Origin of the sequence: Solibacillus sp. CAU 1738 (assembly GCF_039888725.1) — a bacterium.
In the GTDB taxonomy this organism is placed as follows: domain Bacteria; phylum Bacillota; class Bacilli; order Bacillales_A; family Planococcaceae; genus Metasolibacillus.
This window is the reverse complement of record NZ_JBDQQN010000003.1, coordinates 346,930-371,526: the sequence shown is the minus strand read 5'-3', so window position 1 is coordinate 371,526 and position 24,597 is coordinate 346,930. Positions and strand designations below refer to the sequence as shown.

20 protein-coding genes are annotated in these 24,597 nt (G+C 37.4%); 7 read left to right on the top strand and 13 right to left on the bottom strand.

Translation table 11 applies throughout. The features are described from left to right. Window positions 1–65 precede the first annotated feature (65 nt). Window positions 66–1,157, top strand: a complete 1,092-nt coding sequence (locus AAFN87_RS11285; protein ID WP_347791164.1) for a diguanylate cyclase — start codon at window positions 66–68, stop codon at window positions 1,155–1,157. Between the two features lie 247 nt (window positions 1,158–1,404). Here AAFN87_RS11285 and speB read toward each other — a convergent pair whose 3' ends face one another. Further along, window positions 1,405–2,277 carry an agmatinase gene (gene speB / locus AAFN87_RS11280; RefSeq protein ID WP_347791163.1) on the bottom strand — a complete coding sequence of 291 codons (873 nt, stop codon included), beginning with the start codon at window positions 2,275–2,277 and terminating at the stop codon, window positions 1,405–1,407. A gap of 223 nt (window positions 2,278–2,500) precedes the next feature. Here speB and AAFN87_RS11275 point away from each other — a divergent pair, with 223 nt between their 5' ends. Then, complete coding sequence (locus tag AAFN87_RS11275; protein ID WP_347791162.1) at window positions 2,501–4,561, top strand: transglycosylase domain-containing protein; 2,061 nt, start codon at window positions 2,501–2,503, stop codon at window positions 4,559–4,561. A gap of 374 nt (window positions 4,562–4,935) precedes the next feature. Here AAFN87_RS11275 and AAFN87_RS11270 read toward each other — a convergent pair whose 3' ends face one another. Continuing rightward, on the bottom strand, window positions 4,936–5,454 hold the full coding sequence (locus AAFN87_RS11270) for a YwhD family protein (protein ID WP_347791161.1): 519 nt from the start codon (window positions 5,452–5,454) through the stop codon (window positions 4,936–4,938). Between the two features lie 66 nt (window positions 5,455–5,520). Between AAFN87_RS11270 and AAFN87_RS11265 the strand changes: the two genes are divergently transcribed. Both AAFN87_RS11265 and AAFN87_RS11260 read left to right on the top strand, forming a co-directional pair. Beyond that, on the top strand, window positions 5,521–5,706 hold the full coding sequence (locus AAFN87_RS11265; RefSeq protein ID WP_347791160.1) for a 2-hydroxymuconate tautomerase: 186 nt from the start codon (window positions 5,521–5,523) through the stop codon (window positions 5,704–5,706). Window positions 5,707–6,034: 328 nt separating this feature from the next. Then, window positions 6,035–6,706 carry a class A sortase gene (locus AAFN87_RS11260; protein WP_347791159.1) on the top strand — a complete coding sequence of 224 codons (672 nt, stop codon included), beginning with the start codon at window positions 6,035–6,037 and terminating at the stop codon, window positions 6,704–6,706. A 186-nt stretch (window positions 6,707–6,892) separates the two neighbouring features. Here the strand turns inward: AAFN87_RS11260 and AAFN87_RS11255 are convergent, their stop codons facing one another. The 3 genes from AAFN87_RS11255 to AAFN87_RS11245 all read right to left on the bottom strand — a co-directional run bounded on the left by AAFN87_RS11255 (window position 6,893) and on the right by AAFN87_RS11245 (window position 15,936). Then, window positions 6,893–12,628 (bottom strand): collagen binding domain-containing protein, encoded by a 5,736-nt coding sequence (locus tag AAFN87_RS11255; protein WP_347791158.1) that lies wholly within the window; start codon window positions 12,626–12,628, stop codon window positions 6,893–6,895. Window positions 12,629–13,201: 573 nt separating this feature from the next. Continuing rightward, the gene (locus AAFN87_RS11250; RefSeq protein WP_347791157.1) at window positions 13,202–14,509 is read right to left on the bottom strand and encodes an HD domain-containing protein; all 1,308 of its coding nucleotides are present in this window, start codon (window positions 14,507–14,509) and stop codon (window positions 13,202–13,204) included. A gap of 1,199 nt (window positions 14,510–15,708) precedes the next feature. Continuing rightward, window positions 15,709–15,936 (bottom strand): YuzB family protein, encoded by a 228-nt coding sequence (locus AAFN87_RS11245; protein WP_347791156.1) that lies wholly within the window; start codon window positions 15,934–15,936, stop codon window positions 15,709–15,711. 229 nt (window positions 15,937–16,165) lie between these two features. On the opposite strand from AAFN87_RS11245, the gene AAFN87_RS11240 reads away from it, so the two are divergent. After that, complete coding sequence (locus tag AAFN87_RS11240) at window positions 16,166–16,804, top strand: RsfA family transcriptional regulator (RefSeq protein ID WP_347791155.1); 639 nt, start codon at window positions 16,166–16,168, stop codon at window positions 16,802–16,804. Window positions 16,805–16,820: 16 nt separating this feature from the next. On the opposite strand, the gene AAFN87_RS11235 is transcribed toward AAFN87_RS11240, so the two are convergent. Continuing rightward, on the bottom strand, window positions 16,821–17,648 hold the full coding sequence (locus tag AAFN87_RS11235; RefSeq protein ID WP_347791154.1) for a lipoate--protein ligase family protein: 828 nt from the start codon (window positions 17,646–17,648) through the stop codon (window positions 16,821–16,823). A 170-nt stretch (window positions 17,649–17,818) separates the two neighbouring features. On the opposite strand from AAFN87_RS11235, the gene hemQ reads away from it, so the two are divergent. Further along, the gene (gene hemQ / locus AAFN87_RS11230; protein ID WP_347791153.1) at window positions 17,819–18,568 is read left to right on the top strand and encodes a hydrogen peroxide-dependent heme synthase; all 750 of its coding nucleotides are present in this window, start codon (window positions 17,819–17,821) and stop codon (window positions 18,566–18,568) included. Between the two features lie 28 nt (window positions 18,569–18,596). On the opposite strand, the gene AAFN87_RS11225 is transcribed toward hemQ, so the two are convergent. Continuing rightward, window positions 18,597–18,758, bottom strand: a complete 162-nt coding sequence (locus tag AAFN87_RS11225) for a hypothetical protein (protein ID WP_347791152.1) — start codon at window positions 18,756–18,758, stop codon at window positions 18,597–18,599. Window positions 18,759–19,448: 690 nt separating this feature from the next. On the opposite strand from AAFN87_RS11225, the gene gerQ reads away from it, so the two are divergent. Further along, window positions 19,449–19,748 carry a spore coat protein GerQ gene (gene gerQ / locus AAFN87_RS11215; protein ID WP_347791458.1) on the top strand — a complete coding sequence of 100 codons (300 nt, stop codon included), beginning with the start codon at window positions 19,449–19,451 and terminating at the stop codon, window positions 19,746–19,748. A gap of 44 nt (window positions 19,749–19,792) precedes the next feature. On the opposite strand, the gene AAFN87_RS11210 is transcribed toward gerQ, so the two are convergent. The 6 genes from AAFN87_RS11210 to AAFN87_RS11185 form a co-directional block, all read right to left on the bottom strand. Next, window positions 19,793–21,478: a methyl-accepting chemotaxis protein gene (locus tag AAFN87_RS11210; RefSeq protein ID WP_347791151.1), complete on the bottom strand. Its 1,686-nt coding sequence runs from the start codon at window positions 21,476–21,478 to the stop codon at window positions 19,793–19,795. A gap of 149 nt (window positions 21,479–21,627) precedes the next feature. Further along, a complete protein-coding gene (locus AAFN87_RS11205; RefSeq protein WP_347791150.1) occupies window positions 21,628–22,800 on the bottom strand; it encodes a M20 family metallopeptidase in 1,173 nt (390 codons plus the stop codon). 161 nt (window positions 22,801–22,961) lie between these two features. Beyond that, complete coding sequence (locus AAFN87_RS11200; protein ID WP_347791149.1) at window positions 22,962–23,342, bottom strand: DUF423 domain-containing protein; 381 nt, start codon at window positions 23,340–23,342, stop codon at window positions 22,962–22,964. 23 nt (window positions 23,343–23,365) lie between these two features. After that, window positions 23,366–23,611, bottom strand: a complete 246-nt coding sequence (locus tag AAFN87_RS11195; RefSeq protein WP_347791148.1) for a YwdI family protein — start codon at window positions 23,609–23,611, stop codon at window positions 23,366–23,368. Continuing rightward, window positions 23,608–23,781: a uracil-DNA glycosylase gene (locus AAFN87_RS11190; RefSeq protein WP_347791147.1), complete on the bottom strand. Its 174-nt coding sequence runs from the start codon at window positions 23,779–23,781 to the stop codon at window positions 23,608–23,610. The genes AAFN87_RS11195 and AAFN87_RS11190 overlap by 4 nt, the downstream gene beginning before the upstream one ends. A gap of 66 nt (window positions 23,782–23,847) precedes the next feature. Further along, a complete protein-coding gene (locus AAFN87_RS11185) occupies window positions 23,848–24,522 on the bottom strand; it encodes a uracil-DNA glycosylase (RefSeq protein ID WP_347791146.1) in 675 nt (224 codons plus the stop codon). Window positions 24,523–24,597: the final 75 nt, after the last annotated feature.

Below are 24,597 nucleotides of genomic sequence, written 5' to 3'. Positions count from 1 at the left end.
ATGATAGAATATATTAAAAAGCAAAAAAGTAGCATTTTTAATTTATGTTTTAAAAGGAGTTACCTATGATTATTGATTTACTAGTAGATTTTTGTATTCTATTCACTTTTACAGTGCTAATTTATTGGCTTTATCTTTATTATTTTAATAAAAACGATCGATTTCCTATATTGAAACCCATTTTAATTGGTATCGCATTCGGCGTTAACGGGATTATTTTAATGACCATTTCTTTTCCTATCGCATACGGAATTATAATCAATGCGCGCATTATTCCGCTGCTTTTTAGTGGTTTACTTGGTGGTCCTATTGCCGTATTAGTAAGTGGCTTAATTATGTTCATAAGTCGTTTTTTTCTACCCGATATATACAACTTTACGCTGGCACTTAATATAAATTTCCTATTAATTGTAATAATCATTGCGTATATTGGGTATTTTTTCGAATTTACATATAATAATATTTTTAAATATTTTTGGGTCATTACTCTTGAAATCGTGCTGTTAATTTTTCACCACTTCTCGCTTACCTTTGATATAACAGCACATGCAGTCGTTACAATTTACATCATGTTCTCATGTACGGCATTTTATATAATTTTTATTGCTATAAATCATATTAAATATTCAAGCGAACAACTGCATTCAACAAATTATTTAATGTATAGGGATTTCATGACACAGCTACCGAATAATATTGCAATCGAAAAACAGATTAATTACCTATTATCGAAAAAAAAATCTTTTCACATTTTATATATCGATATTAATCAGTTTAAACATATTAATTTAAATTATGGCAGCACGATTGGTGATGAAGTACTTGTTCAAATGGGACAATTATTAACAAAGTACGCCCAGAAAAATGGCGCTTTTGCCGGGCGTTCAGGTGGAGAGGAATTCATTGTCATTATTCATGAATTAGCTCCTGCCTACGCAATCTATGAAGCACATAATATTAATAAATTAATTGCAACTCATACGTTTACTACTTCCAGAGAGACAACTTTACATATTACAACGTCTATTAGTATTGTTTCTGCGCCCGATAATGGCACAGATATCAAAACACTAATTCAAAAAGGGACGGAAACCCATTGTCATATGGAAATGGGTCGTAATAATGTACTGCATGCAAATAATTTATCGATGGATTAAGTTTGTGAGTAAGGATGGAGTTTACTTTAAGTAGGGTGTTCGCTTTCACTCGACTTGCGTGCGCTTTTTCTACCGTTGCGTGCACTCTCCCTTATTCGCGCTTACTTACACACAAAAAAACCGTCATCTCACATACTTTGTGAGACGACGGTTTATATTATTTTACTTAGCTAAGTATTATTCGCGATTGTTATAGCTGCTTTATTGCAAACACTTTCCCCGCGACAACCCTCTCAATAAAGTATTTCTATTTCACCCAGCCTAATATCATCTCACGAATTAGCTTACTTGCTGTATTCGCTGTCATTTCGGATGTATCGTAAATTGGTGCAACTTCTACCAAATCAAAACCTACAACATTCACTCCACTACCTGCAATCGCATGAATTGATGCAAGTAGCTCTTTCGTTGTTATACCACCGCAATCAACCGTTCCTGTGCCTGGCGCATGAGACGGATCTAGCACATCAATATCAATTGTGACATACACATTGCGGCCAGTAAGTATTGGCAAAATTTCTTTTAAAGGCTCCAACACTTCAAATTTTGAAATGTGCATACCATTTTCCTTTGCCCAAATGAATTCTTCCTTAAGCCCTGAACGGATACCAAATGAATAGACATTATGCGGCCCAATATGTTCAGCAATTTTCCGGATTGGTGTTGCATGTGAATACGGCTCGCCTTCATAATCTGTGCGCAAATCTGTATGCGCATCAAAGTGAATAATCGCAAGGTCATTATATTTTTCGTACATAGCTTCCATTACAGGGAGTGACACTAAATGCTCTCCGCCCATGCCAATGGGTACTTTGCCATCAGCAAGCACTTTTCGAACGAACGTTTTGATTTCTTCTAAAGATTTTTTCGGATTTCCGAATGGCAATGGAATATCACCCGCATCAAAAAACTTCACTTCATCTAATTCACGATCTAAATACGGGCTGTATTCTTCAAGTCCAATCGATACTTCGCGAATACGCGTAGGACCAAATCTTGAACCAGGACGATAACTTACTGTCCAATCCATCGGCATGCCATATAAAACGGCTTTTGATTCGCCATAATTCGGATGACTTTTAATAAATACATTCCCTGAATACGTTTCATCAAATCTCACTGGATACTCACCTACTAAAATTATTTTGTCGAAATTAATACTTTCGTAACACAGCTATAGCGCCAAATGAAACTTTTATGAACAATTGTTCGTATAATTATGGCAATACAAAAAAGTATAGATGTTTTTGCATAAAGTGCAATAGTTTTTATACGAACTTAGTATGAAAAATCAATTCTCAGACACATACTATGATTAATTATAGAAACCGAGGTGATTGTAAATGAAAAGACAATACTATATTCGTAAGCAAAAACGTAAGCGAAGGACAAAAAAAGTAGCATTATTTACAGTCGCTTTACTATGCGCTATCGCGGTTTCATTTGCTTCGCTTAGAATTTATGCACAAATTGCTGGTGCACCACCAATAACAGTGCCGAAAGCTTCTGTATTTTTAGATAGCCAGAACCACCAAATAGGCGATTATTATACTTCTGAACGTCGCTACTGGGTAGGACTTGATGAAATATCTCCATATTTAATCGATGCAACGATTGCCGTAGAGGACAAAGATTTTTATGAGCATAGCGGTTTTGATTTTTCACGAATTGCAGGGGCTATTCTAGCAGATATTAAAGCAGGTAGTAAAGTTCAAGGAGCGAGTACACTTACGCAGCAATATGCACGAAATTTATATTTAACACATGAAAAAACATGGACGAGGAAAATTAACGAGGCACTCTATGCATACCGTCTCGAAATCTTTTATTCGAAGGATGAGATTTTAGAAGGTTATTTAAATACTGTTTATTACGGTCATGGCATGTACGGAGCTGAAGCAGCGAGCCGCTACTATTTCGGTAAATCAGCTAGTGAATTGACACTCGCTGAAGCGGCTATGCTTGCGGGGATCCCGAAAGGACCTAGTATTTATTCACCAATTGCTAATATCGAAAAAGCAACAAACCGTCAGAAGCTTATTCTTAATTTAATGGAAGAGCAGCAAAAAATTACGATGGAAGAAAAAAACCGTGCTACAAGTGAACAATTAGTGTATAAAAACAGTGATTGGGTAACAGGCAAATCCATTGCACCATATTTCTTAGATGTTGTTTGGAAAGAAGCAAGTGAGATTTTAGAAACAAAAAATTTAAATGTTAGTGAAGGCGGCTGGACAATTAAAACAACATTGAATCAAGCACATCAAAAAGCCGCTGAACAGGCAGTACAAAAAAATATGCCGCAAAATGATCTGCAAGCTGCCTTTGTTAGTATGGATGTAGATACAGGGTATGTAACAGCACTTGTTGGGGGACGTGATTATAGTACAAGTTCATTTAACCGGGTAACACTTGGTAAAAGACAGCCTGGCTCAGCAATCAAACCCATTTTATATGCGGCAGCACTTGAAAACGGGTTTACACCAATGACGTTTATGGATGTTAGCGAAACCACTTTTACGTACGATAACGGACGCGCCACATATAAGCCACAAAACGTTAACGGCCAGTTTGCTGATCATGAAATGTCACTCGCACAAGCAATCGCGATTTCTGATAATATTTATGCGGTAAAAACACTCGAGCAAATCGGCTATAAACCGTTTCGCGAAATGCTAAAGCGCTTTAATTTAGAATATACAAATGAGGAGAATCCATCAATTGCGCTTGGTACAATCGAAACAACGTTATATAACTTAACTAGTGCCTATAATACAGTTGCTGCAGGCGGTGAAGAACGTAAAGCAACAACGATCCTATCAATCGAAAACGCAAAAGGGGAAGTCGTATATAAATATAAAAAACCGACAGCAAAACGCATTTTATCTGAACAAGATGCTTATCTTTTAACAGATATGATGACAGGAATATTTGATCCTGTTTATAGCGATTATTCACCTGCTACTGGTGTTTCGCTTCGTGGCCGAATGACGCATACTTATGCAGCGAAATCGGGAACAACTATTAGTGACCAATGGCTAATCGGCTACACACCAAGTATTACAGCTGGCGTTTGGAACGGCTACGACCAAGGCAAAACACTGTCCGTTCAAGAAGATATGGCAGCATCCAAACAAGTATGGATTGATTTTATGGAAACGGTGAACGCTGGCAAAGCAAATGAATTATTTAAAGTACCAGCTGGAGTTGAGGGTGTTGTTATCGACATTGAGACAGGCAAGCTTGCTACAAATGCCTGTCCAAAACAACGGCTTGTGTATTTGAAAAAGGAAGATGTTCCAACTGATAATTGCACGATGTTTCAATTTTTCGAGCCCGATTCGTGGGGAGATTTCAGAGATTTATTTGACTTCGAAGCATTTCGCAACCTTTGGGGGAATTAATACGTTTTATGATATAGAACATAGAGCCCTCCTCAAAAAAAGACGCTTTATGTAAAAACGTATTTCGGAAATTCAAAAAAGCTCTTTCTTCCCCGGAATAACAGTTTCCGTGGAAAGAAAGAGCTTTCTTTTATGGCAAGCGAAAGCATGAGAATCATGGGGCATTCGGCTTGGGATTGTTCAAATGCCGCATAGCTCTCATCGCTTTTCGTTTCGCCAAGTGTCCTAGCCCACTAATTGTAAGCTATAGGTCAAGTTTACTTTTTTTCCTATGCACTTTCAACTACCTTCTAGTAGAGTAAAGTAATTGTCACAGTTTGTTCACGTATTATTACTTATTTTACTTGAAATGATTGACGCAGAATATTTTTCTACTATAGCACTTTCAAATCATTGTGTAATTTTTCTTCACTACGCTCCCACATTTCCTTATTATGTTGTTGTAGGAAGTTTGCTAGTACTTGCTTCGACTCATCGTCCATAAAATCAACAAGAATGCGACGTTTCATCGATTTATCCATACGATTTACATGATCAGCCAAAACTTTATAACCACGGCGTTTCTCACGATTCACGACCATTTCACAAGCGGCAACACCAGCAAAATAAGCTCCATCCTCTTTATGATCAATCGTTACCCATACAAGCCAGTAGTCTTTGCCGCCTTCTGAATCAGCGCGGTTTGTTGTAAATTTAATGCCTCTTTCGACATCGCTTTTCGCATGCATGGCACCGATATCAACAATAGCTGTTTTTTCTGCTACATCAATAATAACTGGTGATACGTTTTCGAGTGTTAGCGAGCCAATTCCGAAGCCTTTATGTCCATCAGTTGGATCGTTTTTTATTATAGTAAATCCCATTTTTTGTTTTGGTTTTTCTTCATTCGCCATTGTAAATCCCTCCGTATAAGCTATTATGTATAATATACACTAAATTATATATGGGGGGGCAATCATATGCCAATCGTAACAGTGAAAATGCTAGAAGGTCGAACAGACGAGCAAAAACGAGCACTAGTACAAGAAGTAACAGAAGCTGTATCCAAAACAGTAAATGCACCAAAAGAAAACGTATCAATTATCATTGAAGAAATGCCTAAAAATCATTACGCAACTGCAGGCGTTCTGCAAATGGATAAATAAGCATTATAAGGTAAAATAAGAACAGGGCTGTGCCGTAAGTAAAAACTTAGGAGCAGCCCTTGTTTTTATGTTGGCTGAAGCTGTGGATTTTTGTGTGTTATTGGACTTTTCGTTGAGGCTTTTGAATTTTTGGGGATGCTATTGATTAATTGTGAGGTACTATTGGACTTTTCGGAGTGCGAGGCAATTTCGGATACTATTGACCTTATTTTGAATTCTATTGACCTTATTGTGGATTCTATTGACCTTATTTTGAATTCTATTGACCAAATTTCAATTTTTATTGACCTTATTTCTTTTCGATGTTCTATTTTTTTGAGGTGATGACATGAAAAAATTCCGTTCGATTATTAGTATAGTCGCTATACTCGCATTGCTCGTTGTGGGGCTTGCGTTAATTTTTATCAATCCAATTCAGGCATTTCTCGTCAACCGATTGAGTACTAATTTAACACCAACAACCCTCGCTGCAATGGACCATAACGACGCACTTGACGTGGATTTTACATTTGAAGCCGTGCAATCATTGTCGATTGTAGATGTACTAAAGGCACAGGCGAATAGTAAAAACTTGCCTGTGATTGGTAGTATCGTCATCCCCGATGTCGAGCTTGAGCTACCTATTTTAAAAGGCGTTGGCAATGATGTATTGGCAGTCGGAGCAGGAACGATGAAGCCGGAGCAAGTAATGGGACAAGGTAATTACGCACTCGCTGGGCATTTTTTCGAGGAAAAGGATATTCTTTTTAGTCCTCTTTATCATGCACAAATCGGCGACAAAATTTATTTAACGGACTTACATACCATTTTTGAATACGAAATAAGCATGATCGAAGTAATCGAAGCAACGGACGTCCATGTTATTGATGACGCGGCAGACAAAACGCAACTGACACTCATCACATGTGCAGAGGAAGGGACACGCCGCCTCCTCGTCCAAGCGAACTTCACAAACACATATGATCTCGACAGCCCCCCAGAAAACCTTACCAACTATTGAAATATGAGATATTGGATAGATATCGTGAATTGTCCCCGACTTATCGTAAAATATTTGCTGGATATCGTGAAATATCCCCAACTTATCGTAAAATATTTGCTGGATATCGTGAAATATCCAAAGCATACCGCATTCAAAGAAAAACCCTTAAGCAGTCGGAATTTCCGCTACTTAAGGGTTTTTGCATTATTTTGCTGAAGAAGCCCATTTGCGACGTAATAACACAAGACTCATACCTACTAATAATAATCCAACAAGCATCATACCTGTTTGGTTTGCATTATCAGTTTGTGGTAGTTTTTCTTGGTCTTTATTTGCAGCTAGTAATTTTGCAGCTTCTTTATCCAGTTGAGCTTGAAGATTTTTTAAAGCATCCATATCAATTAATTTATCGATTTCAGCTTGTTGTTCTGGCGATAAATTATTGTACATGTCGATAAACTCTTTCAGCTCTTCATTTGTTTGAATTAACTTTGTTGGGTCTTTCTTTAATTCCTCAACAATTTGTGGAATATTTGGTACTTCATATTTCGGTGTATCAGTTGATTCTCCCGGTACCGGTTTTGATGGAACAACGCCTGGTAGTGATGGTATTTTTTCAATTACCTTATCTAGGTCAGGTGAAGTTGGTTTTTCCGGTTTTGGTGTTTCTTCGCCTGGCTTACCTGGCTTGTCAGGTTTTGGGTTCTCTTCTCCTGGTTTACCTGGTGTTTCAGGTTTTGGATTCTCCTCGCCTGGTTTACCTGGTGTTTCAGGTTTTGGATTCTCCTCGCCTGGTTTACCTGGTGTTTCAGGTTTTGGATTCTCCTCGCCTGGTGTATCTGGTGTTTCCGTTGGTGGTGGTGTTGAACCGCCGCCTCCTGGACCTGGTGGAGTAACTGGTGGCTCAGGTTTCACTGTTGCTTTACAATCAGTAACAGTAATTTCACCTAGCTCCGTTTCACCTTCATATACTTTGTAAGTACCTGGTTCCACAGTGTATGGAATTGTTGCTTTACCAGCTGTACCTGTTATGCCAGTTGCTATTGATATTGTGCCCGTAACATCTTTGATTTCGAATGATACATTTTCACGACCTATACCATTTACATCTTGGATTGTTAGGGTGAAGTCTGGGCAGGCGTTTGCAGGCACGTTTACACTACCAGCACACTTACCTTCTTCATATGTTACATCGATGCTACCTAGCTTTACTTCAGCACTATTGTAAACATCATATTTTGTACCTTCTACTAGCTGTGTTTTATCTTTAAAAATAATTTGCCCGCTAGCATCCGTTTCACCTTCTGTAACATAATCTCCGTTAGTTGTTTTAATTACAACTTTAACACCTTCACCAACTTGGTTAACGCCATCACTTTGATTAACTGTTAGTGTAAATTGAGAACAAGCTTTAATAGTATTCACCGTTCCATTACAGCCCTCTTGAGAGTTTACAGTAACTTTACCGAATAGTTCTTCACCATCAATAAAGACTGTATATACACCTCCAGGAACTGCCGATGTTGAGAATGTCATAGTACCTGTTGAACTAATAGTCCCTATAGTAATCTCAGACTCATTGTTTTCTGGAACTAATTTTACTGCTTTGCCGTTATCTTCAGCTGTTAAATTATTAATTGTTAATGTGAATGTTGGACATCCTTTTACGAATGTAATTACTGCCGCACAGTTTTCGTCTATAGTAACTGTTTTAGCCATTGCTTGACCATCTACATATACAGTGTATGTGCCACTTGGTAAAGCAGTTGTCGTTACTTTGCCATTATCATCTAAATTCCCTAAACTTATAGGATTGCCTGTGCCATCCTTTTTAATCGTTACTTCTTTTCTAGATAGTTCTGTTGGAAGTTCATTAATTGTTAAAGCGAATGTTGGACATCCTTTTACGAAAGTAATTTCTGCAGCACATTTTTCGTCTACAGTAATTGTTTCTGTCACTGCTTGTCCATCTACATATACAGTATATGTCCCACTTGGCAATGCAGTTGTAGTTACTTTGCTACTACCATCTATATTACCTAAGCTTATAGGAGTGCCTGTACCGTCCTTTTTAATCGTTACTTCTTTTCCTACTAACTCTGTTGGTAGACTATTAATTGTTAATGTGAATGTAGGACACCCTTTAACGAATGTAATTTCTGCCTCACAGTTTTTGTCTACAGTAATTGTTTGAGTCATTTTTTCATCATCTACATATACAGTGTATGTGCCTTGTGGAACTGGCGCTGAAGCTGTTACTGTACCATTAGTTAAATTACCTAATACGACTTCAGCATCCGTACCATTGTGTGTAATTTTCACTTCTTTTCCAGTTAAGTCTGTTGGAAGATGGTTAATTGTTAAAGTGAATGTTGGACAGGCCTTTATTGTTTCACCATTACACTCGCCTTTTGCATATTTCACTACTACATTTCCAAGTTCATCGTCAGTAGTTTTATTTATAACCTCATATTCTCCAGCTTGAACTTCTGTACCACTACCACTAGCACCAGGGCGTTTAATATTAGTTACTTGACCTGAGGGGCCTGTTTCACCTTCATACACCACATTACCCTTGCTATCTTTTAATAGAATGTCGGTGTCATTAACAGTTGCACCATTAATGTCTTTAACTGTTAATGTAAAGAAGTCACATACGTTGCCTGGCGAAACTTCTTTTACATTTACTAATTCCTCCGATTTTTCAGGAACTTTATTAGTGTCTGTGTTTTTATTCAGATCAATATCATCCCGCACAGCCATTAATCCGTACCCTACTGGTGCTTCAATTTCTTTAAGTTTATAAGAACCATAATTAATGTTTTTAAACTCAACAACACCTTCTGAATTCGATTCTTGAGTTGTAATGATATATTCAGTGCCTCGAATTGTTTTAATTAACTGGAATTTTGCACCTGGTAATGTTGATTTTTTAGCTGTTGCTGGATCTAAACCAACTTTGTAGAATTTTAAATTCCCCTTCGTCATATCTATCGAAGCATTTGATGTACTAAAACTTAAATTTTCTTTTACTGGCTTATCAGTTTCTTGGTTTCCAGCTAATTTATCTGAGTTATCAAACAAAATCACTGCATTATTTTCAAATGCTTGCCCTGTATCACCTAAAGCTATTGTTTTATAACGTACTTGGTATCCCTCTTTAGCTAAATTACCAAAGTCAATTGTGAAACCACCATTTTCAAAACTGTGGACAAAACTTGAATCACTTAATTTTTTCCAGCTCTCCGAAGCATTTGCGCCACTTGTATTTACATCATATTGACTAATTTCAATTGAGCTTTGAATAAGCATTAAACTTTCTGAAGGATTATCCTTTACAACTACATTTTTTAAATCCGAAAGCGATTTATTCACGTCAATTGTCCACGTTAGGATGTCCGTATTATTATTATTAACATTACCACTAACCGTTTTACCAATTAAGTTATTGGCATTATTAACTGGTACTGGCGTTGACTCTAAAGTATGCGTAGTTGTCGTCGTAAAAGTAGCACTATTTGTATAGGTATCACCAGAATTAGCGTACTTTGGTTCATCACTACCAATACCAACGATATTATCAATATCTTTTGTTTTATACTCAATTAAGTATACCTCGTTATTTTTACCCGACGCCAAAGGATTACTGAATGTTAACATATAACCTGTTTTACGAGCTTTATCCTTAATTGATTCTTCTGTATACGATAAGGTATAATCTGTTAATTCTTCAAGTCGATCTCCTTTTGAGTCACTTGTGTCTCCACTGCCAAGAGTTGTTTTATAAACACCCAAAGTCCCAGCTATAATTTCATGGCCTGCCCCTAAAGTATCTGCTAAAACCGCACCTTGAATATCACGCTTATTCGTATTGACTTGTACTAACCAAGTAAATTCTTGTGTTGCATAGTCGTATGAGCCAGTTTTACGACCGTTATTAGCAGTTGCTGGTGCTGGAGTATAATCAGCTATTTTCGTTAATTTATATTCTTTACTCGTATCAACTGGATCTTTCCATGTTGCGACAGCTGTATTACCATATCCATTATTTGTAACTGATCCATCATCTGAAATAGCATAAGAGGTTTTATACGTAACTGTAACACTACTATTCGGATTGATTGTCATGTTTTCAATAGTAAAACCATTCGAATCCAGTTTTTTAGTACCTGTACTTACACTTACACTGATGTCGTCTGGATCCACAATACCATTATTACTCGTATCGACAAGTGTATGCACTCCTGTTTTATTAACTGTATCAAATGTATCTGTAAGTGTTAATCCTGTAATAGCCTCTGTAGGATGATCATTATTAATCGTTACTGTCCACAGAATTTCCTTTTTGTTAAAATCTACTGAAGTTCTTTCTTTCTTTAAAATTCCCTCAGTAAGTGTATGGCCAGCTGTTTTACCACTGGATACAGTGCCACTTGTTACCGTATTCGTAATAGCTTCTTTTGCATCAGTAAAGAATTTTTGACCGTTATCTTTTTTGTATTCTGCATCATATGTGATACGGTAGGCATCTGTAATATCCTTTTTAAACTGAAGTTTAAATCCTACTACCTTGCCATTCTCAACAACATCACTTATATCATAATCAATACCCTTTTTTTGTGGTTCTAATACTTTATCAAAAGTACCATCTTCTTTAACGCTAACTTTATCCACTTTAATCGACTCTTGTTTAATTACATGTGAACCAGGAAGTTTATCTTCAATCCATGCATCAGCTTCGTCTATGTTCAATTGATTATAATTGTAGCGAACTTCCCATTTTGAACTGTAGTTTGTTCCAGATAATTTACTTTTATCGAGTGCCTTACCATAAGTTGTTGTTACCGCACCTGAAGTGGTATTTTCATTATTCGCAGTGTCTGTATCTGTTAAAGCAATCGTATTAGAAAATGATTGCTTTCCATCACGCTCTTCATCAGTAAGGGTAATTTTTGTTCGGTACGTGATTTTATATGCATCAGTACCTGATAGTGTAATTTCAGTAAAATCTTTATAGGTATTTGAATCAGATGGAGTATCTGCTACTTTCTTTAATCCTACTTCATAAGATTCTACCGTTATGAGACTATTTAAAACATGACCACCATTAGTATTTCCAACTTTAGGTGTATCTGTTAATTTAGCTGATGATAGGTTTTTACCTGCTTCATTCACCCATACTTCCCAGTCAATATAGCGCTCACCTAATTCAGTACCGTTCGTGCCATCACCTGTATAAACACCTAACGTAGAAGATTTTTTCATTTTTTCATTTGCAGTGCCAGGCTTGAAAGTAACTTTAACAGTATCAGATCCTTTTATTGCATCAGGAACTTCAAAATCTTGATCTAATTTCTCATCTCTATCAGACAAATTAAACTTAGATGTAAAGTCAAAGCTAATTGGAACATCAGCACCCGTATGTTTAAGTAAATCTACATCTGTTAAAGTAACTTTTACTTTCCCAGATTCTGCTTCATAACTAAAACCAGGTGCAATTTCTGATTTCCCTACCCCTCCATTAAATGCATCACTAAAGTCAATCAAAAAATTGGGAGGCAATTCAAATTCAAAATAATCTCCTACTTGGGGACCATAATCTAAATCAGCATTAAATGAAAATGTCATTTTTGCTTCTTGATCATGCTCCAATGGTTGGTCGTAGGTATTAATGGGCTCACCATTGATTGTCATAGTGAAATTAGTTAATGAAGCATTTATTACACAAGCTTCAGAGACTAATGTCGCTGAATCACCAGATGTAGTCGGTGTATTACATGTAGTATTAGTACTATAAGGGGTGCTAGATTGAGTTTCTTCAGTATTTGGTAAAGTCACACCCTCACCAACATCAACCCCATCCGCAAACACTGATATCGGGCTTAAGATCGTTTGGAAGACGAGTAGCACAATGAGTATTGCGATATTTAGTTTTTTCATATTTCTCTCCTTTTTCAGAAATAGAGAGGTGCCATTTGACGTTTGTTGACGACGTGCTGTCTATTCTGCTTAGAATGGACTGCGGCAAACAAAAGGGCAGTCTCTCTTTCTTCATTTATTAGTCGCCATGCGTAAATACATAGTTAGCTCGAAGAAATGTTAGAGGCAAGCTATCTTGCTGTTTAAATAAATTCTACTTAAATAGCTGCATGTATTTAGTTTTTGGTGTAATGCGCTAACGATAATTTGCCTCACCTCCCTTCGATGCTATTTTCTACTATTATACAAAATAAAGTAATTAAATTTAGTAAAAATAACAATATTAACTATAATTCAAGCATTATTTATGAAAGAGTACAATACTCCCAACATAGCTGCGCATCTTTACTTAAAGTATATTATCGGTAAATAATAAGACCTATTAATAGTCAAAAAAACTTATATTATGCGAATTTAATAGTACTTTTAAGTTACCCTCACTTTGCTTATTAGAAAATAAAAAAACCAATATACCACGTTTTCACTACGGGTATATTGGTAATTAAGAAAGTATTTATTTATAGCAAAAAAACATCATTTTAATTTATTGATTAATGCAATAATCTCCTGTTTTAGATGCTCATCTACTGTATTGTCTTTAAGTATCTCTGGCGGATAGAAAACTTTATGATCTGTTTTTAAACGCCCCGCAATCGAATCGACTAAAAAGCTTTCTTGTGATAATTCACGTAACTCCCCATTTTGCATTTGTAAAACGATCGGTAACTTGCCTGTTGTATTGCCCGGTTGATATAAATCATATGGCAAGTCTGAAGTCGAGTCGTGTACCACATAATATGTTGGGTCTAATCCAGCTTGTTTAATTAATCGTTTTAGTCGTTCAAAATTTTCAGGTTCCTCTTCTGGGTTCATATCAATGTATTTAAACAGTTTCCGATTTACAAATCGACGGCATAAGTCACTTAATATAACATCCTCTTCCTGCATCCAAAATTGAAAATATGTTAGCATAATACTTTCATCTAAAGAGATATAGTCTTCTAACATTATTTTATTTTTGAAAAATGGTTTAAAATGAACCGGCTCATGCTTGAACCAGTAACCTTCTTCACTTAATAATTTTACACGTTTTAAAATATTATTTAATATGACTTCCGCGCTACGAGATAGAGGATGGAAGTATATTTGCAAGTACATTTGATATCGAGACATAATGTAATCCTCTACCGCATGCATTCCGCTCGATTTAATGACGACTTTATTATCACGCGGGCGCATAACGCGAAGGATGCGCTCCATATCAAAATGACCGTAACTTACTCCAGTATAATACGCATCTCGTTGCAAATAGTCCATGCGATCTGCATCAATTTGACTGGAAATTAAACTGACAACGAGCTGGTTCGGATATGTTTTTTCTATTACTTGCGCTACTTTTTCAGGGAAATCGTCAGCTACCCGACGTAAAACCGCATTTACTTCTGTCTCCCCTAATAAAATCTTGCGGGTAAATTCCTCATGATCTGTTCCAAATACATTTTCAAATGCATGAGAAAATGGCCCATGCCCTAAATCATGTAGAAGAGCCGCGCACAATACGAGCAGCCGCTCACTATTATCCCATTCCGGTCTCCCCGCAAACACATCATCAATAATACGTCGCACAATTTCATACACACCAAGGGAATGGTTAAAACGGCTATGCTCGGCACCATGAAATACTAAATACGTCGTACCTAGCTGACGAATTCTGCGTAAACGTTGAAATTCACGTGTACCTATTAAATCCCAAATCGCTTGATCACGCACATGAACATAACGGTGCACCGGATCTTTAAACACTTTTTCCTCCGCTAGTTTCGCTGTTGCATAGTTATTCATAGATCCACCTCATTTCATTAATTGTATCGTTATTTTTATTGTACATGATTTTCTCCTAAAACAAAGCAGTCGGATACAGATTAATGAATTGTTAGTAGATTTTTCGTTTTACAAGGGACTTTAAGGGGAACACTAGCAATTCACGGGGAAATACTAGCTCTTTGCTGCAATACTTGCCCTTTCGTGGGTTTTACTAGCTGTTTCAGCCTCTTTACTAGCACTCAAGTCGAAAATACTAGCCACTCACGGCGAAATACTAGCTCTTTGCTGCAATACTAGCGCTTTCGTAGGGTTTACTAGCAATTTCAGGCTCTTTACTAGCGTTCCAGTCGAAAATACTAGCCATTCGCAGGGAAATACTAGCACTTAGCTGCATTACTAGCTCTTCCGTTGGTTTTACTAGCTGTTTCAGGTTCTTTACTAGCTCTCAAGTCGGAAATACTAGCCACTCACGTGGAAATACTAGCACTTAGCTGCAATACTTGCCCTTTAGTGGTTTTACTAGCTGTTTCAGGCTCTTTACTAGCACTCAACTCGAAAATACTAGCTACTCACGGGGAAATACTAGCTCTTTGCTGCAATACTTGCCCTTTCGTGGGTTTTACTAGCTGTTTCAGGCTCTTTACTAGCACTCAACTCGAAAATACTAGCCTTTCACGGGGAAATACTAGCTCTTTGCTGCAATACTTGCCCTTTAGTGGGTTTTACTAGCTGTTTCAGGCTCTTTACTAGCTCTCAAGTCGAAAATACTAGCCATTCACGGGGTAATACTAGCACTTAGCTGCAATACTAGCGCTTTCGTCGGGTTTACTAGCTGTTTCAGGTTCTTTACTAGCACTCCAATAGGAAATACTAGCCATTCACAGGGAAATACTAGCACTTAGCCAGATTACTAGCGCTCTCCAATGAAATACTAACACTAAGTCCAGATCATATCGCCGGAGACTAAATTTCAAAGATTGATTTAACCGTACACTTTTCTTCAAATAGGCGCTTTAACTATCCGGCATATTAATAAATACTCTTATGTAAAAATAGCAAAAAGGAAAACCGACGCTACTTCTTATCCACAATATTTCCCCTTTCACTTACAATGCCTACTGTAAGACCTATAGTGGACTTTCGTTATAGTTATCAGCCACAATAAGTCGCACGCATACATAAAAAAAGAGCCACCAAATTTGGGCTTTGGCGGCTTTTTAATCTTTTTTTAATTTGGCCAGTACTTTTTCCATTAACTCATCTTCAGTTAATGCAGCTACTGGTCTACTATTTACGAATGTAAATGTCTTTTTACGGCCAGGACCGCAGTATGAATGACAGCCAATTTCAATCGTTGCTTCTGGATCAATCTCTTTTAATTTCGGAATTAACGTTTTTAAATTAACGGCCTGACATTCATCGCAAACTCGGAATTCGTTTGCCATTTTGTCAACACCCTTTCTAATTGAAGTAATAATCATTGCACTTTTAACTACAAGATATTGTAGCCTATGAAAGCATCTTCATACAAGAGAAAATACATTATCTCCGTCAAAGGTATGAACAATAATAGAATAATTTCTCAAAAAATCTTATTTCATTGCATAAACACCTTCTCTATTGGTCATGCTTAGTTTTGAACAATAAAACTATGAACATGGCAGGAGGAGTAAAATGAAAGTAAGACAAGATGCTTGGTTAAAAGAAAATGATGAATTACTCGCAGAAGCAGTTTTGCGACATGTAAAGGAAGGTAGCACTCAGCTTAATGCATTTGATGAGGCTGGCGATGCACTTAATCGTACAGCAGCGGCTTGTGGCTTTCGCTGGAATGCAGTTGTCCGTAGATTATACGAACAAGACTTAGCTTCAGCGAAAAAAGAAAGAAAAGAAAGATTGCGAGTATTAGGAAATCCAGCACGCAGACGTTCACAAAGTGTCTTTTTACTACAACAAGACGAGAATACTCAGCAGGCGTCCATTCCATTATCAGCCCTATCACTCGATGTGATCATTACGTATTTAATGCGCCTACAGCAAACAGGAACAGATGTAGAAAACACAAAATGGCGTCATATCGCAAATGCATCAACGGAAAAAATACGTCAGCTAGAACAGCAGTTAGCCAATTTACAAGAAGAAAATACGGCAATTCGTGAAGATTACGAGCAGTTCGTACAAATTATGAACCGCGCACGTAGACTCGTAACATTAGAAGGTGACGAAGACCGTGTTGCACCTGTCTTTAAAATGGAACGCAACGGCAATCTCGTAACATCACCAAGGAATTTAGAAAGTGACGAAGTTCAATAAACTTCGCCACTTTTTTTCATTCACCTAGCATACTTTTATTGCGATCAAATACACGCTGTAAATAATAGGCATATAAATCACTTTCACTCGCCGTTAGAGGTGCAATTTCCCAGTCAAATCGTCGTTGTTCTAGTAATTGCTGAATACGCACATTCGTTTCGGCAACGGTAATATCCGTTCGTAGTAATTCTTGCAACGAAGCCATTACGTGTGGTGTCACATTCGGATAAACAAATTTCGTTTCGGCGTTTTGCAGGCCGATTTCATAAAATTGTTTGATCAATTTCGCGCGCGCACTGCCATTTCCTTCAATACATAAATATATTTGTACTGCAATACCGCCTTTCATTCGACGCTGTGAAATGCCGGCGAATTTCTTGCCTTCGATACTTAAATCATATGTACCTGGACAATAAGAGCCGATAATTTCATATGCTTCGATTTTATTAGCAGCTTCAGGGAACAACGCTTTTATAAAGTTTACCATTAAATCGAACGCTGTATTTATACTAATAGTTTGCTCATGTTCACTTAATACAAGCGAAATATTTAGTACGCCACGATCTAATACTACTGCGAGACCGCCTGAATTGCGGACAATTGGTTGATAATTTTGTGCTATTAAATACGCCATTCCTTGCTGAATATAAGGTAGGCGATGATCTTGAATTCCTAGCACTACGGACTCTTTATGTACCCATGTTCGAATTGTAGGCGAACTTAGCTGTTGACCTACTAAATGGCAAAGCGTATCATCCATCGCAAATGATTCAAGGGGCGAGCGGTTTTGCATATTTGATTCATCTATTAAACGCCATTTTTGGGGCATCATTATATTGTTCATATTGTTTCTCCTCGCAAAGATATCTACTTAAGCATACCGCAACATGTAAACCTTGAAAAGTCGTGGCAAATTCGTGACATAGTGCATTAAGCGTTATGAGGCAACGTATTTCCAGGCAAATTATGCTACACTGATTGTGAATCATTTTCAATTATAAGGAGTGTTTATATATGAATGAAGCAGCAATTACATTAGATGGCTGGTACGTACTACATGATTTCCGTTCAATTGACTGGGCTTCTTGGAAATTAGTTTCTGCCAAGGAACGTGAAGAAGCTGTAAATGAATTCATTGCATACTTAGAAAAATTAAATGAAGCAGATGTAGCTAAAACAGGTGCTCATGCTTTTTATTCGATTGTTGGTCAAAAGGCTGATTTTATGCTTATGACTTTACGTGAAACAATGGACGAATTACAAGAGCTTGAAGCTGAGTTCAATAAACTTGCGATTGCTGATTTCACCATTCCAGCATACTCTTACGTATCTGTAGTGGAACTTTCCAACTATTTAGCTGGCGAATCGAATGAAGATCCATATCAAAATCCACATGTGCGTGCGCGACTATATCCAGAATTGCCGCGTTCTCAATATGTGTGCTTCTATCCAATGGACAAGCGCCGTCAAGGCAACGACAACTGGTATATGCTTTCTATGGATGATCGCAAAAGTTTAATGCGTTCTCACGGGATGATTGGTCGCGGTTATGCAGGTAAAGTAAAGCAAATCATTACTGGTTCTGTAGGCTTCGACGATCACGAGTGGGGCGTAACATTATTTGCAGACGACGTATTACAATTCAAAAAATTAGTATATGAAATGCGTTTTGATGAGGTTTCAGCTCGATACGGTGAATTCGGAGCCTTCTTCGTAGGTAACCTTCTTACTCAAGAAAAATTAGAAAAGTTTTTAGCAGTATAAAAAAAGGCGACGGAACCCCGTCGCCTTTTTATTCACGCGTTTTTAATATTAAAATGATTGTATTAATGAAAACGCCGATAAATACAAGGAGAATAAATAAATACCAGTGTAGCGGTTGTCCGTAATAATCACCTACGATAAACGAAACAATTGCACTTAGTAAAATACCTACCCATACGCCGACTTGCATAAAACAGTCACCTCTTTAGTATTCGATTAAACTAGGCAACTACCTCATTTTTTATACTCTAGCTTTCCCCATATTTAAATAACGATTTGAAATGTACTGGCGCACTTGTACATATTTTTCACATTTACTCGTCATATTTATTGTATGCATTTTTAATATTTATATACAGGATACACTGTACATTTTTTAATACCCTTTGCATACATTAATGAAAAAGGAGGGGGTTCTAATCGGCGTCATACAAACAAACGATAGTCAAAGCGCTCTTCTCGCAAAACTTATGCGAGCCAAGGCTGAAGGTGAATTAGGGATGTTGATAGTGGGCAATGTCGGTGTGAACCGTATACGTGCCGATTGTTTAGATTTTAGGAATACTCTCACTATAGAAGAAAAAATTTTAGGGGTCCTAGCGGTTTATAAGCAACAACGAAACGCTATTTTACGAACGCGCACACTAACAAAATACCCGACTAGCAGAGCGCGTTATTAACGCAAGAACGTTATTTATGACAAGTTGAAATAGCCCGGCGCAATGGGATGGACAGTGGAATAGTGCGCGTTTCAAATCACACTGTTTCTTTTCCCCTACCGAATTAGATTGTCCTCAAATTTAAAAATGAATTAAGAAGGGATGTTTTTTTGACTTATTATTGGACACCATCTTGGCCACAAAATCCTACGACAACACAAATGCCACAAACTCCTACGTTTTCGAATCCACCGAATCCGTTTCCAATGCGGGAGGAGTCTTATATTGAGAATATTTTACGATTAAATCGTGGGAAACCAGGTACATTTTATTTTTCATTTAACAATTCCATAAATGGTAAATATAATAAAGTTGTTCGTGGTGCTGTTGAGGCAGCTGGACGTGACCATGTGATTTTACGTGATTTAAATACAGATCACCGTTTCCTATTCCCGATGATTTATTTTGATTATGCAGAATATGATGAAGAAATGAATTACTTCAATCAAACACCTAGATAGGAACATAAAAACGCTGTCTCTTTAAAAGAGACAGCGTCATCTTATTATACACGGAATTTTTGAATTTCTGTTTGTAAATCTTGCGCGCTATCGCTTAAACCGAGTGCAACATGATTCACTTGTTCCATCGTCGCAGATTGTTCTTCCATAGCGGCTGCAATCATTTCAATATTACTTGCCGCTGAAGAAGAACCCTCTGCAATTTCGTTCACCGATGCCAAAACTTCCACCGCACTTGCAGAAAGTTGTTCAGATGTAGCCGATATTTCTTGAATTTGTGTCGTCATTAGTTCCACTGCGTTTTCAATGGCGTAAAATGCATCGCCCGCATCTCCAATAATTTTTACACCGTCTTTTACAGAAACGAGTGAGTTATTTACAGCATTTTCTACATTTTTTGTATCAGCTTTAATTTCCATCGTTAAAGCGACAATAGAGTTCGCTGAGTTTTTCGATTCCTCAGCTAATTTACGAACTTCGTCTGCAACTACAGCGAATCCTTTACCGTGCTCACCTGCTCGAGCTGCTTCAATTGCCGCATTTAACGCAAGTAAGTTTGTTTGATCCGTAATATCAGTAATGACCTTCGTAATATGACCGATTTCCTCTGTTTGCTTCGATAATTTTTGCACAAGGTCATTTACTTGTATTGTCGAAGTATTGATCACTTCCATTTGTTGCTTCGCATGACCGATAATCGTTCCACCGTGATTTGCTGTTTCACTTGCATCAATCGAGCTTGCGTGCAATGTTTGCGTGGATTCTGCAATTCGTTGTACACCTGTTGCTGTTTCTTCCATTGCAAATGCGCTTTCTAATGCAATACTTGATAATGTTTGTGCAACCTCAGCTGTATTTGCTACACGTCCAGTTACGTCCTCAGATGTAGCTGTAATTTCCTCTGTACTTGCAGATAATTGTTCTGCCGAGGCACTAAGCTGTTCCGTATTAAACTGCGTACTACGAATTAAGTTTTGTAAATTACCTTTCATCAGATTAAACGCTTGCGCTAGCTGACCAATTTCATCTTTCGAACGCACTACAATATCCTCTTGTATTAAATCTCCCTCTGCAATAACATTCGTTGATTTAACTATTTTCACAAGTGGGTCAGAAACTGTACGTTTGACAAAAATAATTAACCCTAACCCAATTAATAATGAAATGATGAAAACAATTGCTGATGATTGCTTTGAAATAGTAATTGCTTTATTCGAATCTGCAACGATTTCGTCTAGTTGAGCATTCTGAAATGCTAAAATTTCTTCTGAAATATTTAAGATTTCTGCGCTTGCAGTTTGTATTTCATTTTTCACTAACGATTCCGATTTCTCATAATCCATTTTATCTACAGCTGCTAAATAATCCGTAGCGATAGCATTGAATCGCTCGTTAGCAGCAGCAATGTCTGCTTGAAAGTTTTTCATCGTTTTTGTAAAGGATAAATCACCTAGAGCAATTACTTTATCATCTAAATACGATTGATATTTAATAAAATTCCCTTCATTTTCAGTGGTAGGATCGATAAGTATCTCACGTGCATATAACCCTTGCATCGCTATTCCAAAGCGTATGTCATCAATAGTTTGAATTGTGACCACTCTTACTTCAAGCGCTTCATCCATCTTTTTATCAATATTATTTAAATTGACAAAACTGATCCCTACTGTAATTGTAAGTAATAAAATAATTGATAAGAATATTAAATTCAACTTTTTCCCGATGCTCATTCTTGTCCCTCTTTTACAATAATATACTTTTTAAGTATGACAAGATTCGCTATTTTTTTCTACGGGCAATACTCCCATAAAAATACTTGTTTTAGAATTTCTACTATAAAAGATAGACACAACACATTTCAATAGATATAGTAAAATTACTAATTTTGTAAATATCGTAGTGTTGCTTCCCCAAGAATTTTCGCAGCAATAAGCATTGCACGTTCATCAAAATCAAATCGTGCATGGTGATGTGGATATACAGTATCCCATGTTGGACCTTTCGCACCTGTCATGAAAAATGTGCCAGGGACATGCTGCAAATAATAAGCAAAATCTTCACCTATCATAAACGGTGGACATTCAATTACATTCTCGACTCCTGGAATTTCAGCTGCAATTTGGGCAACAAATTCTGTTTCGTCTTTATGAGTAATAACTGCTGGATAACCTCTGAAATACGTATATTCATAAGTTGCTCCGACTCCGCGACAAGTAGCATTTAATAGCTTTTCAATTTCAGCCTCTAGTAAATCTCTTACGCCATCATCGAAAGTTCGTACAGTTCCTTTTAAATTGACCGTATCAGCAATAACATTAAATGGATTGATCGCTTCAAAATGTCCTACTGATACGACTGCTGATTTGAGAGGGTCCACACGTCTAGCTACAAGCGTTTGTAAATTTGTTACGAATTGCGCTGCAGTGACAATGGCATCAATAGTTTGATGTGGTTCCGCACCGTGTCCGCCTCTGCCCTGAATCTTAACTTCAAAACGATCAGCAGCTGCCATAAGTTCTCCACTGCGCACTAAAATATCGCCAAGTGGTGTTGGTGCCCATAAATGAGTCCCCAAAATAACATCTACCCCATCTAAACAACCGTCTTCAATCATCGCTTTTGCCCCACCTGGAGCGATTTCTTCGGCGTGCTGATGAATGAAAACAATATTACCTGCCAGCCCTTCACGCATTGGCACTAGTACTTTAGCAAGAATTAATAATATTGCGGTATGTCCGTCATGACCACAAGCATGCATGACACCATCATTTTTTGATTTATATGGCACATCATTTAGTTCTTGAATAGCGAGTGCATCAAAATCCGCACGCAACGCTACTGTTTTCCCAGGTTTTCCACCGCGTAGTGTCGCCACAACACCGCGCTCTCCAACATGCTCCCGTACTTCAAGCCCTAGTTCACGGTGAAACTTCGCAATCGTCGCAGGTGTATATACTTCTTCAAAAGAAAGCTCTGGACGTTCATGAAAATAACGGCGTAGCGCTACCATTTCCTCGAAACTCGCTTCTAATTTCGTAAATAAGTTGTGCATAAATACCACCCTTTCATCATGTTCATTCTATAAATATAGCACTAATTATATGATTTTTCTGACTTATTTTATTGTAATCTTTCTGCAAGGAAAGCAAAATAACAAAGACAGAACTTATTACATACAAAAAGACTTTCGGCGCTATACCGAAAGCCTCTAATTTACTTTGCGTATTTCATAGCCGATGCTATAATCATGGCCCATCCAATTAAAAATAGTACGCCTCCAATTGGGGTAATAGCACCTAAAACACCGATTCCTGTCACTGCTAAAATAAATAAGCTACCCGAGAAAAATACGATACCTAGATTCATACAAATCATCGCTATCTTTAATTGCTTCACTTCGCCAAATAATTTAGCACTCATTAAAATTCCGATTAATACGAGTGCTGCTGCATGAAACATTTGATATTGAACCGCAGTATTCCAAATTCCTGTACTGTAATCATCTAATATATCTTTTAATGCATGTGCACCAAAAGCACCGAGTGACACCGCTAAAAAGCCATGAATAGCACCTGAAATAATAGAACCTTTCATTTTAAAGCCCTCTTTTCTATATACTAAAAATCAAATATCGAATCCCCATTAGCATCATTTTCTTGTAAAGGGGCTTGTTGAACTTGTAGTTGTTGAACGTTAGAGTACACTGGTTTACTGGTACCCAAATGTTGTTCACTATTTAACACGACATCACATAAAGCGCGCACAGCTGTTAACTGCTCACGCATTATTTGGTCATTTGCTGCACTTTTCGCACTCATGACATGCTTTTCTATTTGACTAAGCAGTACTTCATAAGAAATCATCTTTGGCCCTCCTGCTTCTGACTAAATTTCAAACACTCCATACCAGAAGATTGTCTCACAACAGCTGAGGGAATTTGCTTCGTTTTAAACCCATAGGCACTACATGCACGGGGATTTGCAGGCTCCCATGTGACACGGAAATATTGGCATTGAAAACAATTCACCTTCATGTACTCCCCCTCACCTTCACTATCACTTTACCATGATTTTCATATTGAGAAAAGCGTGTTTGACGACTACAAACACCAATCAATTGGCTCTTTCCCCCACGCTACAAGCTGCTCATTAATTTTAGAATACGGCTTGCTACCGAAAAAACCGCGATATGAGCTTAATGGACTTGGGTGTGGTGCTTGTAAAACAATATGTGGTACATCGCTCTTGTTAATGATTTTTGCCTTCTGCTGCGCAGGACGACCCCAAAGCACGAAAATTATAGGGTCTTTACGCATCGCTAATTTTTCGATGACCGCATCCGTAAATTGCTCCCAGCCTTTCCCTTTATGTGAATTCGCCTCACCTGCACGGACAGTTAATACGGTATTCAGTAGAAATACACCTTGATTCGCCCACTTCATTAAATAACCGTGATTTGGTATTGGACATCCTACATCATCTTGCAATTCTTGTAACATATTGCGCAGACTGGGTGGCTGCGGTATACCTGGCTGTACGGAAAAACTCATTCCGTGTGCTTGATTCGGTCCATGATACGGGTCTTGTCCTAAAATCACTACTTTCACATCTTGAAAGCTCGTTGTTCGGAACGCATTCATGATATCCTCTTTTTTAGGATACACTGTATATGTACTATATTCTTGTGCTATAAAAGTTAGTAGTTCCTTATAATATTGTTTATCAAATTCTTCACCGATAATATTTTCCCAGTCATTTGCAAAAACATTGTTCATCCGCTGTCACCTCTCGTTTATTATACTATAATAGTAGAATAAATCTGACCTTATAGAAATTTTGAATTCTGACTA

Excerpts from the sequence above, each read along its gene's own strand:
- AAFN87_RS11285 (WP_347791164.1), top strand. The coding sequence starts at position 66 with ATGATTATTGATTTACTAGTAGATTTTTGTATTCTATTCACTTTTACA.
- AAFN87_RS11275 (WP_347791162.1), top strand. The coding sequence starts at position 2,501 with ATGAAAAGACAATACTATATTCGTAAGCAAAAACGTAAGCGAAGGACA.
- AAFN87_RS11270 (WP_347791161.1), bottom strand. The coding sequence starts at position 5,454 with ATGGCGAATGAAGAAAAACCAAAACAAAAAATGGGATTTACTATAATA.
- AAFN87_RS11265 (WP_347791160.1), top strand. The coding sequence starts at position 5,521 with ATGCCAATCGTAACAGTGAAAATGCTAGAAGGTCGAACAGACGAGCAA.
- AAFN87_RS11260 (WP_347791159.1), top strand. The coding sequence starts at position 6,035 with ATGAAAAAATTCCGTTCGATTATTAGTATAGTCGCTATACTCGCATTG.
- AAFN87_RS11255 (WP_347791158.1), bottom strand. The coding sequence starts at position 12,628 with ATGAAAAAACTAAATATCGCAATACTCATTGTGCTACTCGTCTTCCAA.
- AAFN87_RS11250 (WP_347791157.1), bottom strand. The coding sequence starts at position 14,509 with ATGAATAACTATGCAACAGCGAAACTAGCGGAGGAAAAAGTGTTTAAA.
- AAFN87_RS11245 (WP_347791156.1), bottom strand. The coding sequence starts at position 15,936 with ATGGCAAACGAATTCCGAGTTTGCGATGAATGTCAGGCCGTTAATTTA.
- AAFN87_RS11240 (WP_347791155.1), top strand. The coding sequence starts at position 16,166 with ATGAAAGTAAGACAAGATGCTTGGTTAAAAGAAAATGATGAATTACTC.
- AAFN87_RS11235 (WP_347791154.1), bottom strand. The coding sequence starts at position 17,648 with ATGAACAATATAATGATGCCCCAAAAATGGCGTTTAATAGATGAATCA.
- hemQ (WP_347791153.1), top strand. The coding sequence starts at position 17,819 with ATGAATGAAGCAGCAATTACATTAGATGGCTGGTACGTACTACATGAT.
- AAFN87_RS11225 (WP_347791152.1), bottom strand. The coding sequence starts at position 18,758 with ATGCAAGTCGGCGTATGGGTAGGTATTTTACTAAGTGCAATTGTTTCG.
- gerQ (WP_347791458.1), top strand. The coding sequence starts at position 19,449 with ATGCCACAAACTCCTACGTTTTCGAATCCACCGAATCCGTTTCCAATG.
- AAFN87_RS11210 (WP_347791151.1), bottom strand. The coding sequence starts at position 21,478 with ATGAGCATCGGGAAAAAGTTGAATTTAATATTCTTATCAATTATTTTA.
- AAFN87_RS11205 (WP_347791150.1), bottom strand. The coding sequence starts at position 22,800 with ATGCACAACTTATTTACGAAATTAGAAGCGAGTTTCGAGGAAATGGTA.
- AAFN87_RS11200 (WP_347791149.1), bottom strand. The coding sequence starts at position 23,342 with ATGAAAGGTTCTATTATTTCAGGTGCTATTCATGGCTTTTTAGCGGTG.
- AAFN87_RS11195 (WP_347791148.1), bottom strand. The coding sequence starts at position 23,611 with ATGATTTCTTATGAAGTACTGCTTAGTCAAATAGAAAAGCATGTCATG.
- AAFN87_RS11190 (WP_347791147.1), bottom strand. The coding sequence starts at position 23,781 with ATGAAGGTGAATTGTTTTCAATGCCAATATTTCCGTGTCACATGGGAG.
- AAFN87_RS11185 (WP_347791146.1), bottom strand. The coding sequence starts at position 24,522 with ATGAACAATGTTTTTGCAAATGACTGGGAAAATATTATCGGTGAAGAA.